Annotated in this window: 14 protein-coding genes; 3 read left to right on the forward strand and 11 right to left on the reverse strand. The window is 53.0% G+C overall.

Going from position 1 to position 24,348, the window contains the following annotated elements:
- Positions 1–181 precede the first annotated feature (181 nt).
- The 6 genes from CYPRO_RS11540 to CYPRO_RS11565 all read right to left on the reverse strand — a co-directional run bounded on the left by CYPRO_RS11540 (position 182) and on the right by CYPRO_RS11565 (position 14,974).
- On the reverse strand, positions 182–1,738 hold the full coding sequence (locus tag CYPRO_RS11540) for a RagB/SusD family nutrient uptake outer membrane protein (RefSeq protein WP_114984753.1): 1,557 nt from the start codon (positions 1,736–1,738) through the stop codon (positions 182–184).
- Between the two features lie 24 nt (positions 1,739–1,762).
- The gene (locus CYPRO_RS11545; protein WP_114984754.1) at positions 1,763–4,855 is read right to left on the reverse strand and encodes a SusC/RagA family TonB-linked outer membrane protein; all 3,093 of its coding nucleotides are present in this window, start codon (positions 4,853–4,855) and stop codon (positions 1,763–1,765) included.
- Positions 4,856–5,402: 547 nt separating this feature from the next.
- A complete protein-coding gene (locus CYPRO_RS11550; protein WP_124245598.1) occupies positions 5,403–6,113 on the reverse strand; it encodes an RnfABCDGE type electron transport complex subunit D in 711 nt (236 codons plus the stop codon).
- Between the two features lie 141 nt (positions 6,114–6,254).
- Complete coding sequence (locus tag CYPRO_RS11555; protein ID WP_114984756.1) at positions 6,255–8,060, reverse strand: CRTAC1 family protein; 1,806 nt, start codon at positions 8,058–8,060, stop codon at positions 6,255–6,257.
- A 25-nt stretch (positions 8,061–8,085) separates the two neighbouring features.
- A complete protein-coding gene (locus CYPRO_RS11560; protein ID WP_164682738.1) occupies positions 8,086–11,562 on the reverse strand; it encodes an FG-GAP-like repeat-containing protein in 3,477 nt (1,158 codons plus the stop codon).
- A gap of 46 nt (positions 11,563–11,608) precedes the next feature.
- A complete protein-coding gene (locus CYPRO_RS11565) occupies positions 11,609–14,974 on the reverse strand; it encodes a VCBS repeat-containing protein (RefSeq protein WP_114984758.1) in 3,366 nt (1,121 codons plus the stop codon).
- Positions 14,975–15,290: 316 nt separating this feature from the next.
- Here CYPRO_RS11565 and CYPRO_RS11570 point away from each other — a divergent pair, with 316 nt between their 5' ends.
- Positions 15,291–15,503, forward strand: coding sequence for an addiction module protein (locus CYPRO_RS11570; RefSeq protein WP_114984759.1), 213 nt, complete (start codon positions 15,291–15,293; stop codon positions 15,501–15,503).
- Between the two features lie 77 nt (positions 15,504–15,580).
- Here CYPRO_RS11570 and CYPRO_RS11575 read toward each other — a convergent pair whose 3' ends face one another.
- The 4 genes from CYPRO_RS11575 to CYPRO_RS11590 form a co-directional block, all read right to left on the reverse strand.
- A complete protein-coding gene (locus CYPRO_RS11575) occupies positions 15,581–16,036 on the reverse strand; it encodes a hypothetical protein (RefSeq protein WP_114984760.1) in 456 nt (151 codons plus the stop codon).
- An 84-nt stretch (positions 16,037–16,120) separates the two neighbouring features.
- Positions 16,121–18,052, reverse strand: coding sequence for an amylosucrase (locus CYPRO_RS11580; protein ID WP_114984761.1), 1,932 nt, complete (start codon positions 18,050–18,052; stop codon positions 16,121–16,123).
- Positions 18,052–18,924: a carbohydrate kinase family protein gene (locus CYPRO_RS11585; RefSeq protein WP_114984762.1), complete on the reverse strand. Its 873-nt coding sequence runs from the start codon at positions 18,922–18,924 to the stop codon at positions 18,052–18,054. The genes CYPRO_RS11580 and CYPRO_RS11585 overlap by 1 nt, the downstream gene beginning before the upstream one ends.
- Before the next feature lie 223 nt (positions 18,925–19,147).
- Positions 19,148–20,761 carry a sodium:solute symporter gene (locus tag CYPRO_RS11590; RefSeq protein WP_114984763.1) on the reverse strand — a complete coding sequence of 538 codons (1,614 nt, stop codon included), beginning with the start codon at positions 20,759–20,761 and terminating at the stop codon, positions 19,148–19,150.
- A 302-nt stretch (positions 20,762–21,063) separates the two neighbouring features.
- Between CYPRO_RS11590 and CYPRO_RS11600 the strand changes: the two genes are divergently transcribed.
- Together CYPRO_RS11600 and CYPRO_RS11605 are read left to right on the forward strand one after the other, a co-directional pair.
- Positions 21,064–21,330 (forward strand): hypothetical protein, encoded by a 267-nt coding sequence (locus tag CYPRO_RS11600; protein ID WP_124245599.1) that lies wholly within the window; start codon positions 21,064–21,066, stop codon positions 21,328–21,330.
- A complete protein-coding gene (locus tag CYPRO_RS11605) occupies positions 21,330–22,358 on the forward strand; it encodes a LacI family DNA-binding transcriptional regulator (protein ID WP_114984766.1) in 1,029 nt (342 codons plus the stop codon). The genes CYPRO_RS11600 and CYPRO_RS11605 overlap by 1 nt, the downstream gene beginning before the upstream one ends.
- A 261-nt stretch (positions 22,359–22,619) precedes the next feature.
- On the opposite strand, the gene CYPRO_RS11610 is transcribed toward CYPRO_RS11605, so the two are convergent.
- Positions 22,620–24,110, reverse strand: a complete 1,491-nt coding sequence (locus CYPRO_RS11610) for a hypothetical protein (protein WP_114984767.1) — start codon at positions 24,108–24,110, stop codon at positions 22,620–22,622.
- Positions 24,111–24,348: the final 238 nt, after the last annotated feature.

The following is a 24,348-nucleotide window of genomic DNA, read 5'->3' on the forward strand; positions in this document are numbered from 1 at the left end:
CGCAGGACCTAAACAGGCCTGTTTATCAAAATGAACAGTATCCGTTGAATTGTTTTGTCTTAGTATACTAAACAGCTGTATAAAAAGAGAAAGGAAACGCAGCGTAAAACCACGTTTCCTTTCATCAGTTACATCAGAACTTTACACATAAGCGCAAAGCTATTTTAATAAGGATTACCGCTTAGTAACCAGGATTCTGTGTAAGATTAGGATTTGCAGCAATCTGATTGAACGGAATCGGGAAAACATTTCTGAAGGCTTCAGAAACTTCTTTTTCCCACCAGGCGTCGTTGAAACGTGTTTCACCCTGATGTCCGGCAAAACGAATCTGATCCTGACGTCTCCAGATTTCCGTGTAGAGCTCACGACCCCGCTCAGCAAGGAGCTTATCATCATCAAGGGTTGCAAAGGCAGCAACACCGGCACGGTCACGAATCTGATTGATATTCATGAGTGCATCTGAAATGTTCCCCTGACGGTACTGAGCTTCCGCAAGCGAAAGAATGGCATCTGCAAAGCGGAATACAGGAAAGTCGTTATCAAGTTCCGGTGTTGCACCGATGGCATACTCAAACTTGTTGAAACGAACGCCCTGCTGACGCGAAATAGCGCCTGTCATGCGGATAGCGTCAATTTCGGGCGTAAGCACGATATGGTGACCGGGTCCGATTTCGTCATCGATCAGAGGGTTACCGCCAATGTCAAACTGTGGGCCTTCAAGGAAGCCCTGACGGCGTACATCATCTTCTTCAAACGACTCGTAAAAAGCCTGAAGGCTTGTATAGCCATTCCAGGGCTGATCCTGGAAGTTGAAGGTTTGCTGATGTGCATAATGCAGCGTCATCTTGTGCATGTTGAAACCGGGCAGGAACACTGAATCATAAGGAATCGCAAAGATGGTTTCTGTAGAACCTGAGTTGTTTGTGGCAAAGTTATCAAAGAAGTTTGCCATCAAAGCAAAGTTTCCGGAATCAACAATCTCCTGAAACTGTGTTTCAGCGTCAGCCCATCGGGCTGTACCTGTATATGTTTCTGCATTCAGGTAGAGCTTGCCAAGAAGGAAATGTGCGGCGTATTTGTTGAAACGTCCATAGCTACCGCGTGGATCATCTGAGATGAGATCAACGGTTGCAAGCAACTCCGATTCAACAAAATCAAACACCTGCTGACGGCCTGCCTGAAAATCAGGATTGTTTGCAGGTTGTTCAGGCGTATTGGCGAAGTCATCGATGATTGGTACGTTGCCAAAGTTGTCGAGCAGGAAGTAGTAGTAGAATGCTCTCATGGCACGAAGCTCAGCAATGAAAGCTTCTGCAAGCTCAGGATCCGCTGTACCAGCTTCAACTGCGCTTTCAAACTGGAAAATCAGCCGGTTGGTATTGCTTACACCGGAAAACAGGAAGTTCCAGGAACCGTTGGTAGGACCATGCTCGCTGTCAATAGTGTGGCGATGTGCCTGCACCCAAATACCACCGTCATCCCAGTCAGCACCCTTAACAGGGATTGCAGCTTCATCAGACGAAACGATATTGAGCGCAAACAGCCCGCCGTGGTTTTGCCAGGCAGCAAGCGTGGTGTACGCATCTCCAAGCGCTGCAATGAATTCCTCTTCTGTTTGGAAGAAGGTTTCATCAGTCAGTTCGCTCGGGATATTTTCGGTAAGGTCTGTACATGCAAAGCCGAACCAAACAGCCAGTACACTTATCGAAAATGTTTTAAGAAAAGATGATTTATTCATAGTGATTGTACTTCTTTATAATTATTAGAATCCGAGACTTACGCCAAATACGAATGACCTTTGTGTAAACCACTGATCACGGCGTTCAATTCCCGGAGCGAGCGGATTTGGCGCACCTGCACGACTTGCATTATCCGTATTACCGGTATCAGCAAAACGAACGTCAGGATCTACCCCTGAATAGTTTGTGAGGGTAAGCAGGTTGTTTGCAGCTGCATAAATACGCAGGCTTCTGAACACAGACTCAGGAGAAGTCGGTACAGTGTAACCGATGGTTACGTTCTCGAGACGGAAGAAAGAGGCGTCCTCCACCTGGAAACTGGAAAACTGCGGCGACTCCACCAGCTCAGGAATATCGAGCGTGCTTCTCATCACATTACGGGAGGTAATGAAGAAAGCATTACGGTGGAAAATGTCGAAGCTGTTTACCATATCATGACCGAAAGCACCGCGCCAGAACATGCTGAAATCCCAGTTGTTGTAGCGAACATTGTTGGTCCAGCTCAGTTCGAAATCAGGAAGACCATTTCCGATAACCTGACGGGAGGCATCACCGAGGGCACGCATGCCATCTGTATCGAGCTCTTCACCGTCTGGTGTGAGGAACAACCACTCGCCATTCTCACCAATGCGGGAGAATTTCCAGCCCCAGATGTCACCAATTTTGCGGCCTTCGTCTACACGAATCATAGGCGTATCGTTGAGACCGGGCGCACCTACGTTTGCAATAGTCTGGCGACCAGCGGCATAACGCTCAAGCGTAGAGGTGTTGGTGGCAAATGTAATGCCTGTGGTCCAGGTCAGGTCGCGGCTGCGGATGGCATCATAGCTAACAGCTGCTTCAAAACCGTTGTTTGAAACCTCAGCGGCGTTGATCCATGTAGTCGGAGCCTGATTTGGCGGAACAGGAACATTGATTTCGAGAAGAAGGTCATCCGTTGTGCTGCGATAGTAATCCAATGAACCGCGAAGACGGGCATCAAGGAAAGCAAAATCGACACCGGCGTTAAGCTCGCGCTTAACTTCCCATTTGAGATCCGGGTTGGCGTTCGTAACAGGTCCGATTGAAGGGACGAAATTTCCGTCAACCAGGAATGCTGAACCTGAGCTGAAGCGCTGCTGCGAAAGACCGTTGAACGGCGCATCTGTACCGGTCTCACCGTAGCTGACACGTGCTTTAAGCTGATCAACTCCTTCAATGCTGACAAGATTAGTGATTTCAAGACCACCGCTTACGGCGAAGAATGTACCCCATTTGTTGTCAACACCGAAGCGTGAAGAACCTTCACGACGAACAGCTGCAGACAGGAAGTAGGTATCATCAATCACGAAGTTGGTACGACCAAAGAAACCGATGAGGCGGTTTTCATTGCGGAATGTGCTTACCGTACCTTCGCCCCGGCCAAATTCACGGGCTTCGAAGATGTTGTTCCAGCCGAAGCTGTCGTTGATAAAATCACCGCCTTCAGCGAAGAAAACATCATCCTGAAAGTCCTGCCAGGAATAGCCTGTTGTTGCTTCAAAACGGACGTTGCCGAAAGAGCGGTCATAGTTCAGAACACCTTCAAAGAGGTCATTGCGGGAATCGAATGATTCACGGATAGCTAAACCATTACGTCCGGCACCACGGAAAAGAGCTGTCTTTTCATAATATTCTCCGTACAGACGGCTGAAAGACTGACGCGCATAGAAAAGAGAACCGGAAAGACCGGGCACATAATCATCAAACATGTACTCGGCGCGGAAACCAAGGTTCATTCTTGTTGACTCAGCCTCAAGCGTAGATTGCTCGTTGATAGCAACCGGATTGAAGTAATCGAAGAATGTTTGCTGGAAGAATGATCCGTCTGCATTCCTGATGGGAGCTGTTGGGTTAAACAGCGCTGCATAGCGGAAAACCTCACCTAATCCGATTTTCTCATCACGATCAGTGACTGCAACAGTTGTGTTCAGACGCAAACGATTGTTTAGTGCGCGATGCGTCAGATTTAAACGTGTGTTCAGCTGCTGACGACCGGAGCCGATCTGAATAGACTGAATATCACGGTATGAACCGGACACAGAATAGGTCGTTTGATTATTTCCACCGGAAATGTTCAGGCTATGCGTTTGCGTGACACCTGTTTGGGTAACTTCATCAAACCAGTTGGTTTCGTTGCCCAAATCGTTTGGCAGTGCATCGGGATCAGCAGATACGAAATTGCGGTACTGCTCAGCTGATAACACTTCGAGTTTATTACCAACAGTGGAGATTGAAACCTGACCGGTATATTGTACACTGATAGGCTGATCACCTACACCAGAGCGGGTTGTTACAAGAATTACACCATTTGCTCCACGGGTTCCGTAAATAGCGGCTGCAGAAGCATCTTTCAGGACGGTCATTGACTCAATATCATTAGGATCGACCGTATTGAGATCTGCACCGGCAATACCATCAATTACAACAAGAGGTGACTGATTGGCACCAAGAGTTGACAGACCACGCAGGCGGATATCGAAATCAGCATTCGGGTCGCCACCCGGACGGGATACTGACAAACCTGCCACCTTACCCTGAAGGAGCTGCTGCGAGTCATTGATGTTGCCGCTTTGGAAATCAGCAGCTGTAATGGTTGATACAGCACTGGTGATTTCAGACTCACGCTGTGTACCGTAACCTACAACTACAACATTATCGAGCTCACGGACATCAGCATTCAAGGCAACATCGACACGGGTTCTGCCATCAATATTGACTGACAGCGTTTGATATCCGACTGAAGAAAAAATCAGCGTATTCAGATCTGAGGGTACATTTAATGTGTACTCCCCATCAATATTTGTTGAAGTACCGATTGTTGTACCGGTTGCTTCCAGAGAACCCTGAACGATAACGGTAACACCGATCAGCGGTTCGCCATCAGAGGCATCCGTTACAACCCCTGAAACCTGCACTCTTTGCTGCGCTTCTGCAGTTTGTACCTGTACGACAAACAACAGAAACAAAGCGGTCAGAATAGCAGTCATTAATCCGGTTGGTTTCAGGCATTTTCGCAGACCGCTATCGGACTGCAAAGACGAACGCTGAAAGCCGGCATCCTGTAGCTTTTCTTTGCTCATAAGTAAATGATCCATACAATTAGTTCACGTTTTTGCTTTTGAACGTTACTTCCCTCAAACAGTCGTATTGGCTTATAAGGAATGAATAACGCTTGAAAGTCTTTGATGACCTTACAAAGACAGCTGCAAATATATAAAAGCGCTTCCAATTAGTAAAAATTATTTTCACAAATTTATTGACTGAAAACGCTTACAAAACAGGCAAAGCAACCCTGAATGAGCTGCGAAATAAGCTTTTCAAGCTACTGTAATAAATACACTTAAGCAATATATTCAAACATCAATAAACTAATAGTGATATTAGCATATAAATGCACGATTTATTATATTTTTTGGGAATGTGTCGGCGTCAATATCTAACAACCCTATTAAAATTAGTTAATGTGCAATTTCCGCTACATCACAATAGCTCGTATTTGGTGCAAAAACAAGCAAAGGTAACGTTGCTCATTTAATGACAACACCCTATCAGCAGGTTACAAAAGTATAACGTTCCAAATACATTTCAACTAAAATAAAGGTGTATCCTGCATGATTGATATCGTGTTATTTACTTTTACCTTTATGTTGACACTACGGTTTGCGCTGAAATATTTTCTCCTTCACGTTTTTTCTTTCGTTCATTAAGATAATCTTCTACTACAAGTGCGATGGGGCCAATGATGAAAAGCGCATAAAACGGTGCATATACAAATTCATTCAAACGCATAACCATCTCAAGAGCTGCAATTAGAAAAGCAACCAGCATCCTACCGTTTCTTGTTGATACGGTTGTTTTAGGATCTGTCATCATAAACAGCACGAACAACTGATACATAGGGCCCGTCATCGGTGCGATTTCCGCAACCCAGCTATGACCTGTATAGAGACTTCTGATGTACCCAAAAATTAAAAATGAAGCTATGTATACAAATGTGATGTGGAAGCGCTTGATTTTCCATAAAGTTGCAAGGCCTACCAGCCATATCAACAGCATAGCCCACATATTACTCCCCCACTGAATGCTAAGAACTGCCGCGCTGTCAGAAGCAATAATCAGCAGTATCACAATCCCAAAATTTGTGGGGTTCCATATATGACGCCCCTTGTACCGCAGCACATATTTGGAAGCAATAGAAATAGCAGCACACAAAGCAAAAGGCCAGAAAAAAGGCGACCTTACCAAAATACCGGCACTGATCCCGGAAACATAAGCACTTGTCATATCCCGTGTTTTTCCAAACATGGCGTAATGCAGAATGGCTTCAGTAAGAAAGCTAAACCCAATCGCCATGAGCAGTTTCTGCCAGGAATCTAAAATCCCGAATGAAAGGTGCGCCGCAAGCAGGATTCCGGTGATGAGTATGGGTCCTATATAAACTTTTGGCAGCGAGAAAGCGGGCTGTGGTAAGGGCAGTGCAGTGTTACTCATAAACTATAGTGCGTCAGGTTCGGTAATTTGGTGTGTAATGTTGATGGCGGGAGACGGAAGTTGCTGTACGATTCCTGAAGGCCATCGAATCTCAGCTTTATGGGTTTCAGCTGCATTTCCAATGCCGAAATGCAGCGCTCGTTGACTCTGTGAACTGAAGGCGTCTCCGGCGTGTACTGTTTTGAGATGTCGCCCCCCCTCCCATTCAATCAGAATCTGCGCGCCGATTGCGCTGCGGTTGCTAATCGTGCCGGTCAGATCAAAAGCGACCCAGTTGTGCTCCGGGTTTACATGATTCCTGTATATTTTAACCGGACCGTTCTGATTGGCTACAATCAGATCAGGAGAGCCGGTTCCGAATAAATCGGCATAGGCAACGGCACGGCTGTCGAGCTGAAGCTGCCCGCCAACAGCTGCAGCAACTTCGCGAAAGCGCCCGGCGCCGTCATTCATCCAGATTTTATTAAACTGATAGCCGGAAAAAGTCCTTCCTTCCATCGCGGGCCAGTTGTTGGCATCCATGATGATCGCCCGGTTTCCGCCAACTACCTTTGCATAATCATACCAGTAATCGGTATCCGGTGTGTCGGAAACGTAGCCGTTGGCCACATACAAATCCACAAAACCGTTGTTGTTAAGGTCCACAAAGCGTCCGCCATATCCCCACTCTCCTATCTCCACACCCATATTGCTTGCCAGGTTGCGGAACCGCAGCCGCTCACCTCCTGACCTGCGGGACGGCACCCAAAGATTGTTACCCTGCATGAGCACGCCGGCTTCTGAAATATTGGTAACATAAATCGCCAGCTGCCCCTGATTCAGCACATCCCCAAACGATACACTCATACCGCTTTTGGGCACAAAGCCAAGGCCTGCAGACTCCCCCGTATTCACAAATCCGGTTCCGTTGTCGTTAAGGAAGAGTTCATCCACGCCGTAATCGTTGGCGAGCATAAGGTCGGGATACCCCGATCCGTTCACATCAGCTGCCGCAGCAGCCAGGGTCCAGCGGCGCGATACAAGCAGCCCCGCCTGCTCAGCTACTTCTACAAAAGTGCCGTCTCCCTGATTTTCAAACAAGTAGTTGCGCCCGCCATTGGTTGCATATTCGTAACTGTCCGGCATGATCCGGGTATGTTCAAGATTCCAGAAGTTTACATCTTCATGAAAATAACCACCCACAAATAAGTCAATAAAGCCATTTCCGTTGTAATCCAGCCAAACGGCGGTATTCGCATTCATCCATCCAGCTGACGCCAGACCCGACTCCGCGGTGACATCCCTGAACCCCTGCCCGTTTTCATTCCGGAATAACTGCAGGCGTCCCCACTTGTAAATCAGCAGGTCTTCATAGCCCGAGTTGTTGAAATCTCCCCAGATTGCGCCCATGGATACGCCGTTTTCTTCATCATTCACGAAAGCAAGACCCATCTCAGCAGCGACATCGGTGAAGGTTCCGTCGCCATTGTTTCGGTAGAGCGCGTTCGGACTGCCGAACAAGCTGTTAGTCAGGTAGAAATCCTGAAGGCCATTATTGTTGAAGTCCGCTACAGCAACCGAAGCCCCAACCGATGAAATCTGCGGCAGTATGTGTTCCAGACGCGGATCAAGGCTTGAGCGCTGATGCACAAAGTTTACCCCAACCTGAGCGGTCACGTCTTCCAGAAAGAACCCGTAGCGCGCAATCGCGTCTTCCATGTCTTCAAATATTTCCGGACCCTTGTCCAGCTGCCGCATCGCCATGGGCACCATCAGTAATCCAATGAAGAAAATCGTGATGAATATCTGAGCTACTTTTTGTCGGTTCATTTTTGGGAAGGGTTTCTTTACAGCATCAGGGGGTGTTACGGCGGGTATCGGGGTTGAGCAGCAAGGCTGAGCGGAATGCCTCGGGTGTCACATAGCGGGTGTGGAAATTCACCCAGTCTTCGGGGAAGCGCTGAAACACGGGGTCATCCTGAAGGCGCCCGCCGCGGACGTACTCGTAATCAGACTGCCCGTGATACGGCAGGGGAAGCACCGTCATGCCGGCTTCGGTATTATAGTCGCCATCTTTCACCCAGCCGACATTTACCAGTATAAAACTGCGCTGCATGCCCGTCTCGGGCTCGCCGGGCGAGCGGTACTCCAGTACGAGCTCATCACCGGCGTTCATGATCGCATAGCGGTCGTCGGTTTCGGCCAGCAGCTCGGTCACGTCACCGAAGCGGGTGTAGTAGCCTTCGAGGTCGCGCCAGCGCTGATTGGTGCTCGTAATTTCAGCATAATCAGGCAGATTGGGCAGCAGGCTGTCCGCGTGATTCCAGCGCGAAAAGCCGCGGTACCGGAGCTCCATGCGCTCTGCAGGCAGCTCACGCAGGGTCATTTGGGCATCCGGCATGCGCGCGGCTTTGCGGATGGCGTCCCAGTAGATTTCAGAAGTCGTGTGCAGGCGCAGTCTCCGGTCACTTTCGTCCGGAAATACGCCGGTGAGATCCATGAGAATCGATTTTTGCTTTCCGGCCGGAATCCCGTAGTTCTCGTGCAGCACCTGCCAGCCTCCGCTGCCGTCCGCAACCTCAACCATAAGGCCGCTTGGAGAATCAAAACTACTCTGACTCAGCATCAGGTTGATGGAGCTGTCCGTCGGACGCAGCCAGCCCTGCAGCACCAGCCATTCACCAAGACCCTGATCTACGCTCTCCCCGATCTCAATTTCGATATAGTGCGGCTGCACAAGTCCCTGAAATTTAGTCTTGCGGAAAGGCGCGATGTGCTCCCCGTTCGGCTGCGCAACGGTAGCACTCAGGTCGGTGCCATGCATGTCCCGAACCCCTGCAACCGGGACCGGCTCGCTAAGGAGTCGTTCGGTGAGATCGGGCGCGGGGAACACGAAACGCTCGTCAATAAAGAGCTCCGTGCCAACCGGATGATCAACCGCTATCAGGCTGAGATGGTCGAAATAGTGTGTTTCCCAAAGCTCAGCGGTCACGCGCAAATCGTACACGCCGTCAACCGGCTGAAGCAAACCGGCAGGTATTCGCACCCGGTCTTCGGTCTGAATCACGCCCGCTGTTTCGAGCGCATTTATGCGAAGCCCGAGCGGTGAACGCCAGATCAGGTCAGTGATAAAATGAATTTTTTCGCCGTCATTAGTGAACAGCCACGGACATGACCCCTTCAGCACCTGTTCATTGAAAATCGTTGAACCTAAGCCCAACTCTGCAAACTCAGCCTGTACGGAGCCGTTTGGCCAGATAATCCGCAGCATCTCGGCTTCTTCGTAGGTCCCCAGACCAAAATGCACAATGGGTGAGCTGATGAGTTGTTTCTGATACAGCAGGCCCGAGCGGATTTCCATCTCACCGCCAATGCCGAACGTATTAATGCGCGCATCCCCTTCGCCTCCGGAAGCCCGTGCGCGAATGGAGTAGGCGTTGTAGTTTTTGGTACCTGCATTCATCCACTCCAAAGCTTCACCGGCGGGACCCGTGCCGACAAAATCAAGGCGCTCGTTACCATCTACATCATAAATGGACGTCACCCATCCAAAATCGGGCAGCTCCAAAGCCTGAAACGTAAAATCCGAATCGCTTAGCAGCACGGTTGTTCTTTCGGGGGTTGAAAGGACAACATCCAGACTGCCATTGTTGTCCACATCGGTCACGAACAGCGTAGTTGTCGCGGGGGTTTTGGGGGATGTGTTTCCGGGCGCATCAAACAGCCGTATGCGATCCCAGCTATCGTATCGTGACGCATACCGAAGGACTTCGACGGCACCTTCTGTGGTCGCAAACGCAATTTCGAAGTAGCCATTGGCATTGAGATCCCCGACGGCAATTGCGGCAGCATCATTCACCTGTGGGAAGCCTTCCGGAAGCATGAAGGCGTTTCCCGTGAGATTGCGGTACATCACCAGGCTGCCGTCTTCCTGAAGAAAAACGCCGTCAGCGGTACCATCCCCGTTGAAATCGGCCCAGCGGACATCCCGCACATTTCGGGTCTGCGGGAAAAGGTTCAGGCGCCCAAAGGTGCCGTCCGACTGATTGATGAGCGCAAAGACCGGTCCGCTTTTGGGGGCAAGAATCAAGTCGAGATCACCGTCAAGGTCAACATCCGCGGGCCAGACCCCGAAGTAGCTGTCATTGCGAAGCGCCGCAGGAAGCCCGAGCGTTGCTGAAATGTCGGTGAAGCTGCGGTCGTCCTCCTGACGGTACAGCCGGAAACCATCGGTGCCCGCAAGTGCGATGTCGTTGCGGAAGTTGTAGTTGAAATCAATCTCGGCCATGACTGCAGGATGCAGCAGCGCGTCCGTTTGTCCGGGATAAGGAAGCCGGGTTTCCGCATCCAGGATCAGATGACCGTCAGCGATGTGTACGGTAAACGGGGGAAATTCTTCCAGCAGGGTCGCACCTTTGAGCAGGGAAGCCTGTGCGAAATCTTCAGGCGTTTGCGGATGGAAACGAACCCCCATATCAGGATCCGCAACGCGGAATTCGGGACGCGGCAGCCAGATAAACTCGGTAATCAGAAATCCGACTTCGGTCGGCGGAAACTGAATCCGAAGCACATCATCCTGAAAAACCGGCGTGGGCTCAATCATGTTGCGCAGAAATACGAGCTCGAAGGTAATCTCAGAAAAGTCACCTTCTTCCGCAAACATCAGCAGCATTTCCAGCTGTTCGGTTGCATCTTCATCCCAGCCTTGCTGCAGTTCACCAAGTTTCCGCAGGGCTTCTTCGAGCTCAGGCTGCATGCGGTTGCGGTTGGCGATCCGGGCCGATTCGTACCATACGGCCTGATTCCGCGGCTGCAGTACTTTAAGGGTGTCGAGCACCTCCACTATTTCGGCTGCATTTGCAGCGTCATCTTCCCGCTCCAGCTCCGTAAAAAGCGAGAACCATATGCGCGGGTTTTCGGGGGAAGCTTCCGCGGCTTCCCGAAAATAGCGGATCGCTTCTGATACATCACCGCGGCGGCTGTAGTACATACCGGAGAGCCAGAGCACTTCAGCATTGCCGGGAGCGGCTTCACGGGCTTGCTCCATGCGGGTGCCGGCCAGGTCGAAATTACCCTGCCGCATAGCCATTACGCCCAGATTGGCCCAGGCAGCAGCTTCCTGCGGCCAGGCCCTCGCAACATCATTCATTTTATTGAAGGCGAAGCGGGCTTCGTCGGTTTGCGCAGCGGCCAGACTCACAAAGAAGTCGGAGACCGCACGCAGATAGGCGTCGGATTCAGCCACGGGCGGTTCCGGCTCGGATGTCGAACAGGCCACAGCCAGCATAAGTGCAGTTAAGACAGTAATTCCGAATCGTAGCAGTTTACTCAACAGGAAAAGGATTTTGGTTTGAAAAATGGATTTCTTTTGAAAAAGATCAGGGCTTGAGATCGAAGAGCAGGGGGCGGTCATTGTTCCGGGCTGTGATGATGCGGGTGCGGTTACCGGGAACCTGAAGGCTGCGGATGTGCCGCGTTTCGCCCCGAACGATGAAGCCGCTATCCTGCAGCTCCAGCACTTCGAATCCCTTTTCGGCGGACCAGCTCAGGTGCAGCCCAACACCGGCGCCCTGCTTGCCGCCGGTTCCGGGCTTCACGGCGTGCAGATTGCCGCCCAGCAGCAAATGCGGCCTGCCGGTCGCGTCGTGCCAAACTTCGCTGCTCATCAGCGGGAAAGCCTGCGCCTCTATGGGAAAGGCCTGCCAGTTAAACTGCCCGTTGCCGTCATTGAGCCAGACGCCGGAGTGCAGGGTACTGACCGTGAAGCGGTCGGCCTGCTCAACCTGTTCACGACCCAAAAGCTGAAACAGGTTACGCGTCGAAAAATCGCGGTAGCTTCGTACCCGCTGATTCAGGAAAGAAAACTCCAGCAAAAGCTCTTCGAGGCGGTCGAAGGGATAGAGGGAATTGTTCCGTTCAATCACCATGATCGCCGATTCGCGACCATCATCCCCAAACTTGTTGATCAGCAGATGCAGCGGACTTTCGGGGGAGGCTTCCATACGGCTGTTGGTGCCAAAATTACCCAGCAGGAGGTCCGGCGCGCCGTTTCCGGTGAGGTCAGCTACCTGCACATGCTGCCAGAGACCGCCCCATGCGGCAATCCCCAGGTCCGCTGTAATGTCCGAAAACCGGCCATCCCGAACGGCGAGCACTTTCACCGGCATCCACTCCCCGGTAATGATGAGCTCCGGTTTTCCGTCTCCGGTGAGGTCCGCCCAAACTGCGTCGGTAACCATGCCGATGTCGGGAAGCTCCGGATACCAGCTGTCGGTCACATTGCTGAAATGTCCGGTGCCGTCGTTGGCAAACAGGTAGCTGCCCGGCGACCTGCCGTAAGCCCACGGCACCGACCGGCCGCCAATGAACAAATCCAATGCCCCGTTTCCGGTGAAATCCGCTGCCCGAACCACGGCTCCGTTCAGGAACATAGCCGGAAGCCGCTCCGGCTCATAGGTGAAGCGCCCGTTGCCCTGATTGATATAGAGGCGGTCCTTCAGGGCTTCTTCCGTATCCACAAACTGACCGCCTCCGGTCATCACATATAAATCCAGCAGCCCGTTTCCGGTCGCGTCAAAAAAGAGCGCGTCAACTTCTTCGCCAACGGCATGCTGTGCAAAGAGTTCATTCTGAGAAGCAACAAAAGTCCCGTTGGATTGCTGCAAAAAAAGACGACCGGGCTGACGAAAAGCGCCACCAAAGTAAAGGTCGTCGAGGCCGTTCCCGGTTACATCACCAACCGCGAGGGCCGGACCCTGTGTTGAAAGCTTGTAGGGCATGAGCGGTTCACGGTTGAAGTCATCGAACCGGTTTTCCTGATGTACAAAGTCAGGGTGCAAAGACTGCGGCGCGGGATGCAGTGTGGCATTGTCGAAACTGCGATGCAGCCGGGTAAAGTCGAATTGGCCGGAGGCTTCATCCTGACGCAGCGTAATATGCTGATTGGCCGATACGTCCCTACGAACTTCATAGGTCCAGTCCGGCCAGATGACCAGCAACGAGTCAATCTCCGTGAGCGCTCCCAGGCCAAAGTGCAGGCGGTGATCGACCGAGCTTTGGAAGCCGCGGGTCGGCATTTGCTCCTGATAGAATACCTGACCGTCGCCGTATAAGATCACTTTACTACCGAGTCCGCCCGTATTCGGTGAGCGTCCGTCGAGGCTCACCCGCAGAAAATGTGCGGCGCTGTCCAATTCTGTCGTGTTCCGATAGATTCGGGTTGGTTCGTTGATGTTACTCACCACAAGATCAAGGCGACCGCTGTTGTTGAGGTCGGCCCAGGCTGCCCCGTTGGAAACTACATCATGTCCGAAGCCCCATGCACGGCTGACATCTTCGAACTGAAGACCGCCAAGATTCCGGTACATGTAATTGGGTACCACAACCGACGGCATGAGATTGATCGCTTCAAATTCCCGCTGTGCGGTTTCTTCTTCAGTGGCTTGCTGACGTATCACCCGCAGCCGCGCCACAAAATCGAGGTCGTTCGGGCGATGCGGCATGCCGTTGGTGACGAACACGTCCTTAAAACCGCTGTTGTCAAAATCAGCCATCAGGGCCGCCCAGCTCCACTCGGTACGCGCAAGACCAAGCGAAAACGCCATCTCGCTAAAAACCGGCATTCCGTCGCGGTCATTGCCGCGGTTGATGTGCAGGGTGTTGCGCGCATTCTTGGCACCGAAGCCGAACTCGCGCTTGGTTTGCGCAATCGGCCAGATGTCGGGGCCGCCGGAGGTCATGTACACTTCGTATTCTTCCGACATCATATCGAGGGAGAACACATCCACAAAGCCGTTGTTGGTGAGGTCCGCAATGTCGTTGCCCATGCTCGACCGGCTTGTGTGCGAAAATGCCGAGTACAGCATTTCGGTGAAGGTGCCGTCGCCGTTGTTGATGTAGAGGTAGTCATCTTCGTGAAAATCGTTGCCGACGTAAATATCCGGCCATCCATTCAGGTTGATGTCCGTTACGGCAACCCCCAGGCCGTAGCCCAAGGCGCTACTGATAATTCCGGCTTCCTGCGAAACATCCGTGAAACGGTCGCCATCGTTGCGGAAGAGGCGGTCACCGGCTTTGGGATCAAACACCTGCCGCAGCCGTTCGGCCTGACCATACGTACGGTCGCTGTGGAAAGAGTGATTGAGCAGGAACATATCGAGGCGGCCGTTGCGGTTGTAATCGAAGAAAATGGCCTGCGTGGAATACCCTTCAAAATCCAGCCCGAAATCGGCGGCCATTTCAGTGAAGGTCATATCGCCATTGTTGATGAACAGCTGATTGCGGCCGGTCTTCACCAGATAGTTGGAGTGACTCACATAAATATCGAGATAGCCGTTGCCGGTAATGTCGGCCATCGTAACCCCGGTTGACCACGAGCCTTCCTGATGGATGATACCCGCCTGTTCCGTAACGTCTTCAAAGCGGTAATCGCCCAGATTCATAAACAGCCGGTTCGGGCCGTCGTTGGCGGTGAGAAATATGTCGGGCAGACCGTTGTTGTTCAGGTCACCAATAGCAACTCCGCCGCCATCATAAAAATAGAGGTAGTTGAGGATGTGAAATTCGGGCGTGTTTTCAACCGTATTGGTGAAGTCAAGCTGTGTGTAACCCGGATCGAGGCGTTCAAACCTGAAGTCTTCCGACTCTCTCTCCTTCGCACAAGATAACAGAACGACTGAAAGCGCTGCCAGAAACAGGCAGTTAAAAGAAATACTAAGATTGGTTGAATGTGATGAATAGTTCATTCAGAGAATCAGGAAGACGGCTTTTACAGTCGGATTGCCGGAAATTGGCGGATGAATTATGACAGAACAAATCAGAGACAAAAGATTTAACAGCAGTAAAAATAACAGCTACGGACTGCGCCTGCAAGTAAAATCCGCTCAGGATATGTACCGTGCAGGTATTGTTCAGCTGTCTGTTTATTAAGGCTTTGGGCCGCATTAAAATGGCCGTGACAATTTGACGGAATTTTATTTATTAAATCACTGACAAATTATTTTTGCAGTCCATTTAAGCTGAATTTGTACCTTATCAAAATTCAATCACAAAACATACTTCATGGATACTGTACTTATTCAAAAGATTGACAAGCTAAATAGACAGGAAAAGCTTGTTTTGATGGAAGTACTATGGAATTCAATAGCTTCTGAACCTGATGGTGTCCCATTACCGGATCACCATACATCTGTTTTGGATGAGCGACTGAAAACACTTGATGAGGATTTCGAAAAGGGTGAATCTTGGGACGTATTTATCAAAAAATACATCTAAGCTGTTTCCATTAAAATCAGCTTAACAATTCCAAAAGGTATTGTGGCTTACTCTTGTTCTTAAACACTCCTTGGAGGTTATCCACGACCAACCAACTCATCAAACCAAGCGCGAAATTGCTTGTTGTCCTTGTAGCCCATCCAGCCAATATGCAGTTGATGTGTACCTTCAGCTGTTTCGATAGAAAGCTGATTGGCCTTCCACTGATGTGAACTGATGTCCCTGACCGGGATTTCCGTAACCCGAAATGGCGTATGATGAATTTTGAGTACGTTCTTCTCAGCGGTTGCAAGCAGCGCTATTTTGTTGTTGAAAAAGAACCACAAGAGCGCAGCCGCAAATAAAACGATCAGCAGACTCAGGAGCACGGTCATGCCCGTTGATGCTCCGGAAACCAAAATAAAGACGACATGTGCTGCAGAAAAGCAGGCACTGCCTATGCCAAGCCAAAACAGCTGATTCTGACGACGGAGAAGTTTCCGAAAATCAGGGGTGCTTTTTACGTCAGATTGGGAAGTAAGAACAGTATCCATAGCTTATTATGACTTAGGTTAATGATTACGATGCATGTTAGGGCTTGCACTGGGTAAATTCAAGCTTAATCGCAGTTTAACAGCTTAGTTTTGCTGCAACCAAAGCAGCTGATAGGGCGCGAGCTCGAGATGTTCGATCTGCGCGTACGCTTTTCCGGTGATGAGATCGGTGTGCGGCAGCAGGGTGCTGCCGTTGGGCAGGTGCGCGATCACCGGATGCTCGCTGAAGTTGGCGACGACGACCACCCTTCCCCGGCTGTTACTTTTCTCGAACGCCAGCACCGAGCCGTGATGCGTCTGCATCTGACGCAGTCCGTTTTCAGCAAACTGAGGCACCTCGCGGCGGATCCGCAGCATTTTTTTAAGGCCGGTAAACAGCCTTCCCCGCGGGCCTTTGTCTTCGCGGACTTCCTTCAGCAGCTCCCAGTCCATCCTGGGGCGATGCACCCAGCGGCTGTCGCCTTTTTTGGCCGGATGTTCGGCGTAGCTGTAATCGTTGAGGGTGCCGATTTCATCCCCGAGGTAGAGCAGCGGGATGCCGCCTATGCTCATGCAGAGACCATACATCAGCAGGATGCGGCTGACCGCGTCGGCTGACCAGGCATCGTCTTTCATCTCCAGACCACGCTCGAGTCCGGCGAGGGAAGCCGTCGTGCCGCACACGCGCATGTCCTGATTTGAGGGGTTGTACTGAAATTTGACGCCCTTCGAGAACGTGCCAGGGAAGTCGCCGCAGTAGAACTGATTCAGGAAGTTGCGGTGATCGAAACCATTGATGCCCAGGGTCGCGGCATCTTCGTCGGCGAAGCTCCATCCGATATCATCGTGACTCCGCACGTAGTTGATCCAGGCTGTGCCCGCAGGCAGATTAAAGCGGTATTTGAGGGATTCGCGGAGCAGGCGGACTTCGCGGGTTGCCAGGCTCTCCCAGAGCAGCGCCATCACGGTCGGGTTGTAGGAAACCTGACATTTGTCTGGGGCGACGTAGGCGATCACATCGTCCGGGTGAACGATGGCTTCGGACTTGAACAGCAGGCCCGGCGCTGCGATGCGGGCACAGGCGTTGAGCGCGCGGATGATGTCGTGTGCCTGCGGCAGGTTTTCGCAGACCGTGCCCTGCACTTTCCAGGTGAAAGGCACCGCGTCGAGCCGGAGGAAATCCACCCCGAGGTTGGCCAGAAACAGCATTTCCCGAACCATGGCCACAAATACTGCGGGGTTGCGGTAGTTCAGGTCCCACTGATAATTGTGGAAGGTCGTCCACACCCACTTGCCGGGCGGCTCGTGCCAGCTGTAATTGCCGCGGCGGACTTCCGGGAAGATCTCGCGCAGATGCGGCTCAAAGGCGTCCGGTATCTGCCGGTCATCAAAGAGGTAGTAAAACTCCTGATACGCAGCTTCCCCCTTCTTAGCCCGCTGCGCCCATTCGTGCTCACCGGAGGTGTGATTGTTGATGAAATCGAGTACCAGCGAAATGCCGTTTTCGGCCAGTTTGGCGGCCAGTTTTTCGAGCTGTTTGACCGTGCCGAGAGCCGGGTTGACCTCGCGGTAACTACTCACTGCATAGCCGCCGTCGTTTTCTTTTTCGGGCGATTTGAACAGCGGCATGAGGTGCAGGTAGGTGATGCCCAGCTCCTGCAGGTACGAAATGCGGGCTTCGATGCCTTTGAGGTCGCCGGCAAACAAGTCCACGTAGCAGACCGCGCCCGCCATTTCGGGTCCGCAGAACCAGTTGGGGTTTGCAAGGCGTGCTTCATCAGTTTCGCGCAATTTGCGGCTGCGGGACTTCCACGACTCGCACAGCACATCGGTGAGGGCCGCAAGATGCAGCCCGAAATCAAACTGATCGCGGTAAAGTCCGTGCAGCAGATCGGTCAGGCGCGGGGCGAAGTCATCGAAGCGCGCCAGAAAGGCGTCCCGCTCCGCTTTGGGGCGTCCCTTAAAAAAAGCCTGTGCCTGTTCACGGCAGCTGCGGATCAGCCGCGCTCTTGATTTGGCAGTAAAGTAGTGTTCCATTAGCGGATTTCGCTTAGAAATTGGGGATCAAAAGAGACCATCGCGCCTTGCTGCGAAGCCACGTAGCCGGCGTAGCGGTTGGCGAGCCGCATGGTTTCGGGCATGGGCGTTTCTTTGAGCAGATGGTGTATCACGCAGGCGATGAAGGCGTCGCCCACGCCGACGGAGTCGCCGGTACTTGTGTCGATGGGCTGGGTTGGGTAGTGCGTGTCGGTATCGGCGGTGATGCAGCGGCTGCCGTTTTTGCCGAGGGTGACGATCAGCAGACGCAGCCCGAACTCGTGAAGCAGCAGCCCGCGCAGGTCGCCCTGACCAAGCAGGGCTTCGATATCGGCATACTCGTGCTCATTCACTTTCACCACATTGGCGAGGCGGAGCGAGGCTTCGATGGTTTCGCGGCTGAAAAACGGCGGACGTAGGTTCACATCGAGCACGCGCAGGCAGTCGGAAGGCACCGCTTGCAGAAAACGCTGAATGGTCGCGGCGGAGGTTTCCGAGCGCTGCGACAGGGTCGAAAAGCAGACGGCATGGGTGCGGGACGCGAGCTCCTGCAGACCCGGATTCCAGCGAATGTCGTCCCAGGCCACATCCTGCGTGATGTCGTAGGAGGCTTCACTGCCCGAAAAAGTGACCTTCACCGTGCCGGACGGCTTGCCGGATTCCTGCACGTAGCGCGTATCGAGGCCGTTTTTAGCGAGGAAAGTGCGCAGCATGCGTCCGGTTTCGTCCGCGCCGACCGCGCTCACGAGCAGGGCTTCATTGCCGAGCTGACCCAGGTTGTACACCACATTGGCCGGCGCCCCGCCGGGCTTTTCGTAGTCCGGAAACTGATCGGTGAGCACTTCACCGAGGCCTACGATGGTTTTGGACATAGCGCTGAAGAAGTTTCTGTTTAAGTTTTATCGATGGATGGGCTTCCGGCCTGAACCCGGTTCAAAAACAAAAAGGAAGCTGCGGTTGCGTCCTCCGGGGAGTTGAGCCGGCTGTGAGGCGGATGAGGCAGGACCCCGGGACCTGACGGAAGCCCGGTTGAGGTCCGGAACGGGAGATGCGCCCGTGAGCACATCCCCCTACCCCCAAACACTGCAGAACCGGCTAAAAAATGATGAGCAGGGCCACGATCAGGAAGAGCAGAGCCACGGCCTGATAGCGGTAATTGTAGTAAAAAGGAAGATCGCTGAGCGACTGGGTTTCGGCGTGGAAAAATTTGGGCGTCCAGATGAGGGCTTCCCAGTCCTTGCCTTCATCGGGGCCGGACAGCAGGCTGACCCCGACCAGAATGACCGAGCAAAGGATGAAGATGAAGCCCGCGAGGTAGAGGTAGTGCGGCAGCAGGTTCTCCGCGCCGGTGATGTTGATGTAGAACTGATAGCCGATGCTGAGCGCACTGAGGGTGACGCCCGTCACGATGGAGGCGTTCGCGCCTTTGGTGTTGATGCGCTTCGAGAACAGGCCGAAGGCGAAGAGCGCTACAATCGGCGGACAAATGAACGAGAGCACCATTTGGAGATAATCCCAGAAGGAGTCGAATTTGATGATCTGCGGGGCCCAAAGCGCGGAAATAACCATGAGCACAAGAATCGTGATTTTGGCCACGCGCATGGCGTCATCCTGCGTAGAATTGGGGCGGAATTTCTTGTAGAAATCGAAGGTAAAGAGCGTCGAGGCCGCGTTGAGGCCGCTGTCCACACTGCTCATCAGGGCCGCGATGAAACCGGCGAGGGTGATGCCGAGCAGGCCGACCGGCAGCAAATCGAAGATCAGGGCCGGGTAGGCGTTGACCGCTTCGATGCTGTCGCCGTAGAGGATGAGGGCCATCACGCCAGGCAGCACCATGATGAAGAGGGTCGAAAGCTTGAGGAAACCGGCGAAAAGCGCGCCCCACTGTCCCTGACGTGTATCCTTGGCGGCCAGCGCCCGCTGTGCGATGAACTGATTCGTAACCCAGAAATAGAACCCTAACAGGAAAACCCCGGAGAACAAACCCGGCCACGGCAGGTTGGGATCATCCATGCCGCGCACGATACTGAGGTGATCGGCGCTTACGCCTGCGGCGGCAACACCCGCGGTGATTTCTTCCCAGCCGCCAATCATGTTCCACGCAGCGACCGTCACGAAAATGGAGCTTACGATCAGCAGCACGGCCTGAACGGTATCGGAATAGACAACCGAGGCAAGACCGCCCAGCAAGGTATAGAAGGCCGCGAAGATCGAAATGCCCCAGACGATCGTCACGATGGATAACTCCGGGAAAGCCATTTTGACCACGACCGCACCGGCGTAAAGTCCGGCGGCGATATCCACAAACACGTTGAGGGTCATGGTGACGCCCGAAAAGTAGTAGCGAGCGAAGCTGCCGTAGCGGCGCTCGAGAAACTCGGGGACCGTGTAAATTTTGTTGCGCAGGTAGTACGGCAGGAAAAAGACGGCAAACAAGATGAGCACGAAGGTCGCCATCCACTCGTAGCTGAAATTGGCGAAGCCGGTCCGGTACCCGCTTTCAGCAAGACCGACCAGACTGATGCTGCCCATGTTGCTCGCAAAAAGCGAGAAGCCGATGATGGGCCAGGTGAGGGAGCGTCCGGCCAGGAAGTAGTCGTCCTGATTCTTGTTTTTATTCTTGAAATACAGTCCCAGCCAGATGATGAACGCGAAATACAGCGCAATGATCACATAATCAATCCACGCAATGCTGACGTCAAATTCCATGCGGTCGGCTCATTATTTTAGAAGATGAAGGAGAATTTCAGAAGAAGGTGCCCGCAAACCCGATCACTTTTCTATCAGGTTTGCGGGCCCGGCAAAGCGCACTGCAGCCTTTTTCTGCAGGCTGCAGCTGGATTCATGAAATTAGTTGTTGTTGCATTGAAAGCGCTTTTAATTTATGCGCATGCAAGCGGGGATGGAAATCGAAATGCGCAAACGTTTGCATTATGAAAATGCGGGGTTTTGGGCTATTTTTTCGTTGCACACAAACCGCTTCCCGAACCTCCTATCTGACCGTTTTTACCATGGAAGAAGAGCCACCGCATCTCTCCGCTAAACAAACTGCCTTTTTACGGCGCATACTCCGGGACACCGGAAGTCCGAAAGAAGAAAGCCTGCAACGCGTCGCGGAATACATCCGCTTTATTCAGCAGGCAGAGGCGCAGGAAGCCGACCCGCAGGCGCCGCCCGTAGCACCCGACCGGGCGTTACTGCTGGAACGCATCAAAAAAGCCCTCATCCAGAGCGGGCAGTATCCCGGCAGCAGTACATCTGAAACACCAGGAGACTGATGGCAGCAAAGCGGGCAACCATCAAGGACATCGCGCGGGAAGCCGGGGTTTCTCCCGCCACCGTATCGCGGGCGCTTTCCGACCACAGCAGCATCAGCAAAGCGACCCGGCTCAAAATCGCGGAAATCGCCCGGCAGCTCAACTACCGCCCCAACTTGCAGGCCAAATCCCTGCGCACGCACGCCACCAAAACCATCGCGCTCATTCTGCCGGAAATCAACTCATTTTTCGTGCCGGAAATGATGTACGGCATCAACACCGCCGCCGCAGAGCTGGGTTTTTCGGTGATGATGTTTCAGAGCGACAATCAGCTTGCACGCGAAAAAGAACTGTTGTGGTACGCAACCGAGCTCAGTGCCGACGGCATCCTTCTCAGCCTGAGCGAAGAAACCGAATCGCTCGAACACGTGCAGCAACTGCGCGACAGCGGCACCCCGCTTCTCCTGATCGACAAAACCGGCGGCACCACAGATATTCCAAGCCTTACCATCGACGGCGCCGCGGCGGCAGCTGACGCGGTCCGGCACCTTCTCGACAAAGGGCACCGGCAAATTGGCGGCGTATTTGGTCACCCGGCACTCAGCATCACGCAGAACCGGCGCAGCGGCTACCTCCGCGCCCTCGACGCCGCAGGCCTCAGCGAAACCGACTGCCCCACGCTCGAAGTCAGCCAAATTCTCGAAATCTCCACCAACCTACACCGCTTCCTGAACGACTACCCGGGCCTCACCGCCCTCTTCCTGATGTCCGACGAACTCATGGTGCACACCCACCACGAACTCAGCGCCCTCGGCATCCGCATCCCCGAGCAACTCTCCCTCATTGCCATCAGCGACGGCATCGCGCCCTACTACCTGCACCCAAACATCACACACCTGCATCACTCCGGCTACGGCATGGGCTACGAAGCCGCCCGCATGCTCATCACCCACATCACCCAGCGCCCGACGCCCGCAAACCCCGCCCCCCTGCAAGGCGCCATCCTGCCAACCAAGCGCTGCGAACTCCACTCCGTCCGGCAAATCTGACGCAGTCCCCCATTTCTCAAGCCAGTCTTCAAAAACGGCCAATTGCCAGGCCGGTTTTTTTATTTTTGGGTAAACTCCGTGCACATCAGGAGTTGCGGGGGCAGATTAGAGTCCCCAAACCTAAGATGAAGGCGTTGCTTTTTTTGGCTTCCGGGCAGCACAAACTTAAACTGTCGAACGCCGGCTGTTGCAATCCTGCCCCCCGACCAGCGCCCCTGCCATTTCAGCCGACAAATATGCCCGGCGTAAACGGCAAAGAACTTAGCCGTTCACCATTTTTTCGGCTTGTGCCCTGAGTTTCGCCCTGCGTTCAGGGGAATCCGCAAGATCGGTGTGCAGCCGCTCACTGATTTTCGCAAGGTGCGCATCCTGATAGGAAAAGGCGATGTTCCTGACCTGATTGTAGCGCGCCTCTGTTTCTTTTTTGGTGAGCTCCTTCGCTGTCAGGGCCCGCGCTGCCCCCCAGTCGATGTGAATCATCATCGGAATTCCCGGCACAAACGGATTCGGTTTATCCGGCATCACAATAAAATTGGCCGCGTGCCAGTCGCCGTTTTCAACGCCCATCACCTCACACACCTGCTGATGGAGCTGAATAAACTCGTAAACTTCGGGCGTCAGCCGGTCATGCTGTTCCAGCACATACTCCTGCAGGGTCGGCCCGGTGACGTAGGGCTCGGTGATAAAGCCCATGAGCGAGCACAACCCGACATTGTGCTGAAACAAGTGATTCAGCCGCTCAATCAGGCCCTCTTTCAGAATCAAACCTATGCGGCCGGCGGGGGTAACAAGGGCACCGTCTTTAATCAGGCGCGGGTGATTTTCGGGTTGTCCCTTATGGGTGAAGGCGGCTAAATGGGCCTCGTGCAAAGGCTCGGGACCTGGTTGCTTTACCACGCAACCGAGCTCAGGGGCAATCATTACCGCGCTGCACCGGCCGCGCCCCATGATGTACTCGGCTTTCAGGATGAGCATCAGCCCGGTCTCCTCTTTAAGCTGCTGCTGCCATGCCGTAATTTGTGCATTGGCCTGCGTATCATCCTCAAACAGCGCAATGCGGCGGCGCTCTTCAATCCGGGCCATTTGCCCGAGCAACTCGTCGAGCAACACCATGCGGGGCACCTGCGGCATATCACCATCAGGCCTGGTCAGCGGACCGCCATCCCTGATTTCGAGATAGAGCGCTTTGGCAATCTTCAGCTTGTCTTCCAGATCCCGCTCATAGTGCAGGGCTGCGCGCCATTCCAGCATACGCACCACGGCCTTGCAGAGCTCATCCACCGTCTTAAGTCCGGTTTCCTGTTCCATGCGTTCGGCAACCAGCTGATGTCCTGCCCCCACGGCTCTGATCACGCGACCGTATTCCGTGAGAACGCGTGCATTGCGCAGCATAGGATCGGTTTTGACGGTGTCCCAGTTTGCGGCCATAACGCCGAACCAAACCGGGGCCCAGCCTCCGAGATTGCGGGTGAGAAAAGTGTCATCCGACGTAAGATGTTCAACCGGAATGAGACGGTCTGTTGTAGTCAGGCGCAGGTTGCAGTGCGGGTTATCCCGAAACAAAAGAGAATCAAGGCAGGGCTTATCCTTCAGAAGAGTCAGCCACCGCTGCTCTGCTTCGGTTGAAGGACGCTGCTTCAGAACTGCAACTTTAGCGCCCGTTTTCCGGGCAGGTGCGGGCAGGAGAAAATCAACGATTTCTTCTCTGTTTAGCGGGATGGTTACTACGCGAAGGGCCGAGCCGACATTCATCAGGAAACCTTTTTTTACTTGGGATTAAGAACGAGCCTAAATATAAAAGTTAATCCGCTAAGACAAATCCAAAGAAGTCAGATTCATAGGAAGATCGCGCATCAAGTACGGTATCAACTGCAGGCCGCGCCGGTTTTTGTTTGTAAAACAGCGGGGCTGTGCCTGCATGGAATTGTCAGAATGCTTAGCTTAATGAGCTGAACTGAAGCCCTGCAAGGGATCACCCAAATCATAGTAT

Origin of the sequence: Cyclonatronum proteinivorum (genome assembly GCF_003353065.1) — a bacterium.
Lineage (GTDB): Bacteria > Bacteroidota > Rhodothermia > Balneolales > Cyclonatronaceae > Cyclonatronum > Cyclonatronum proteinivorum.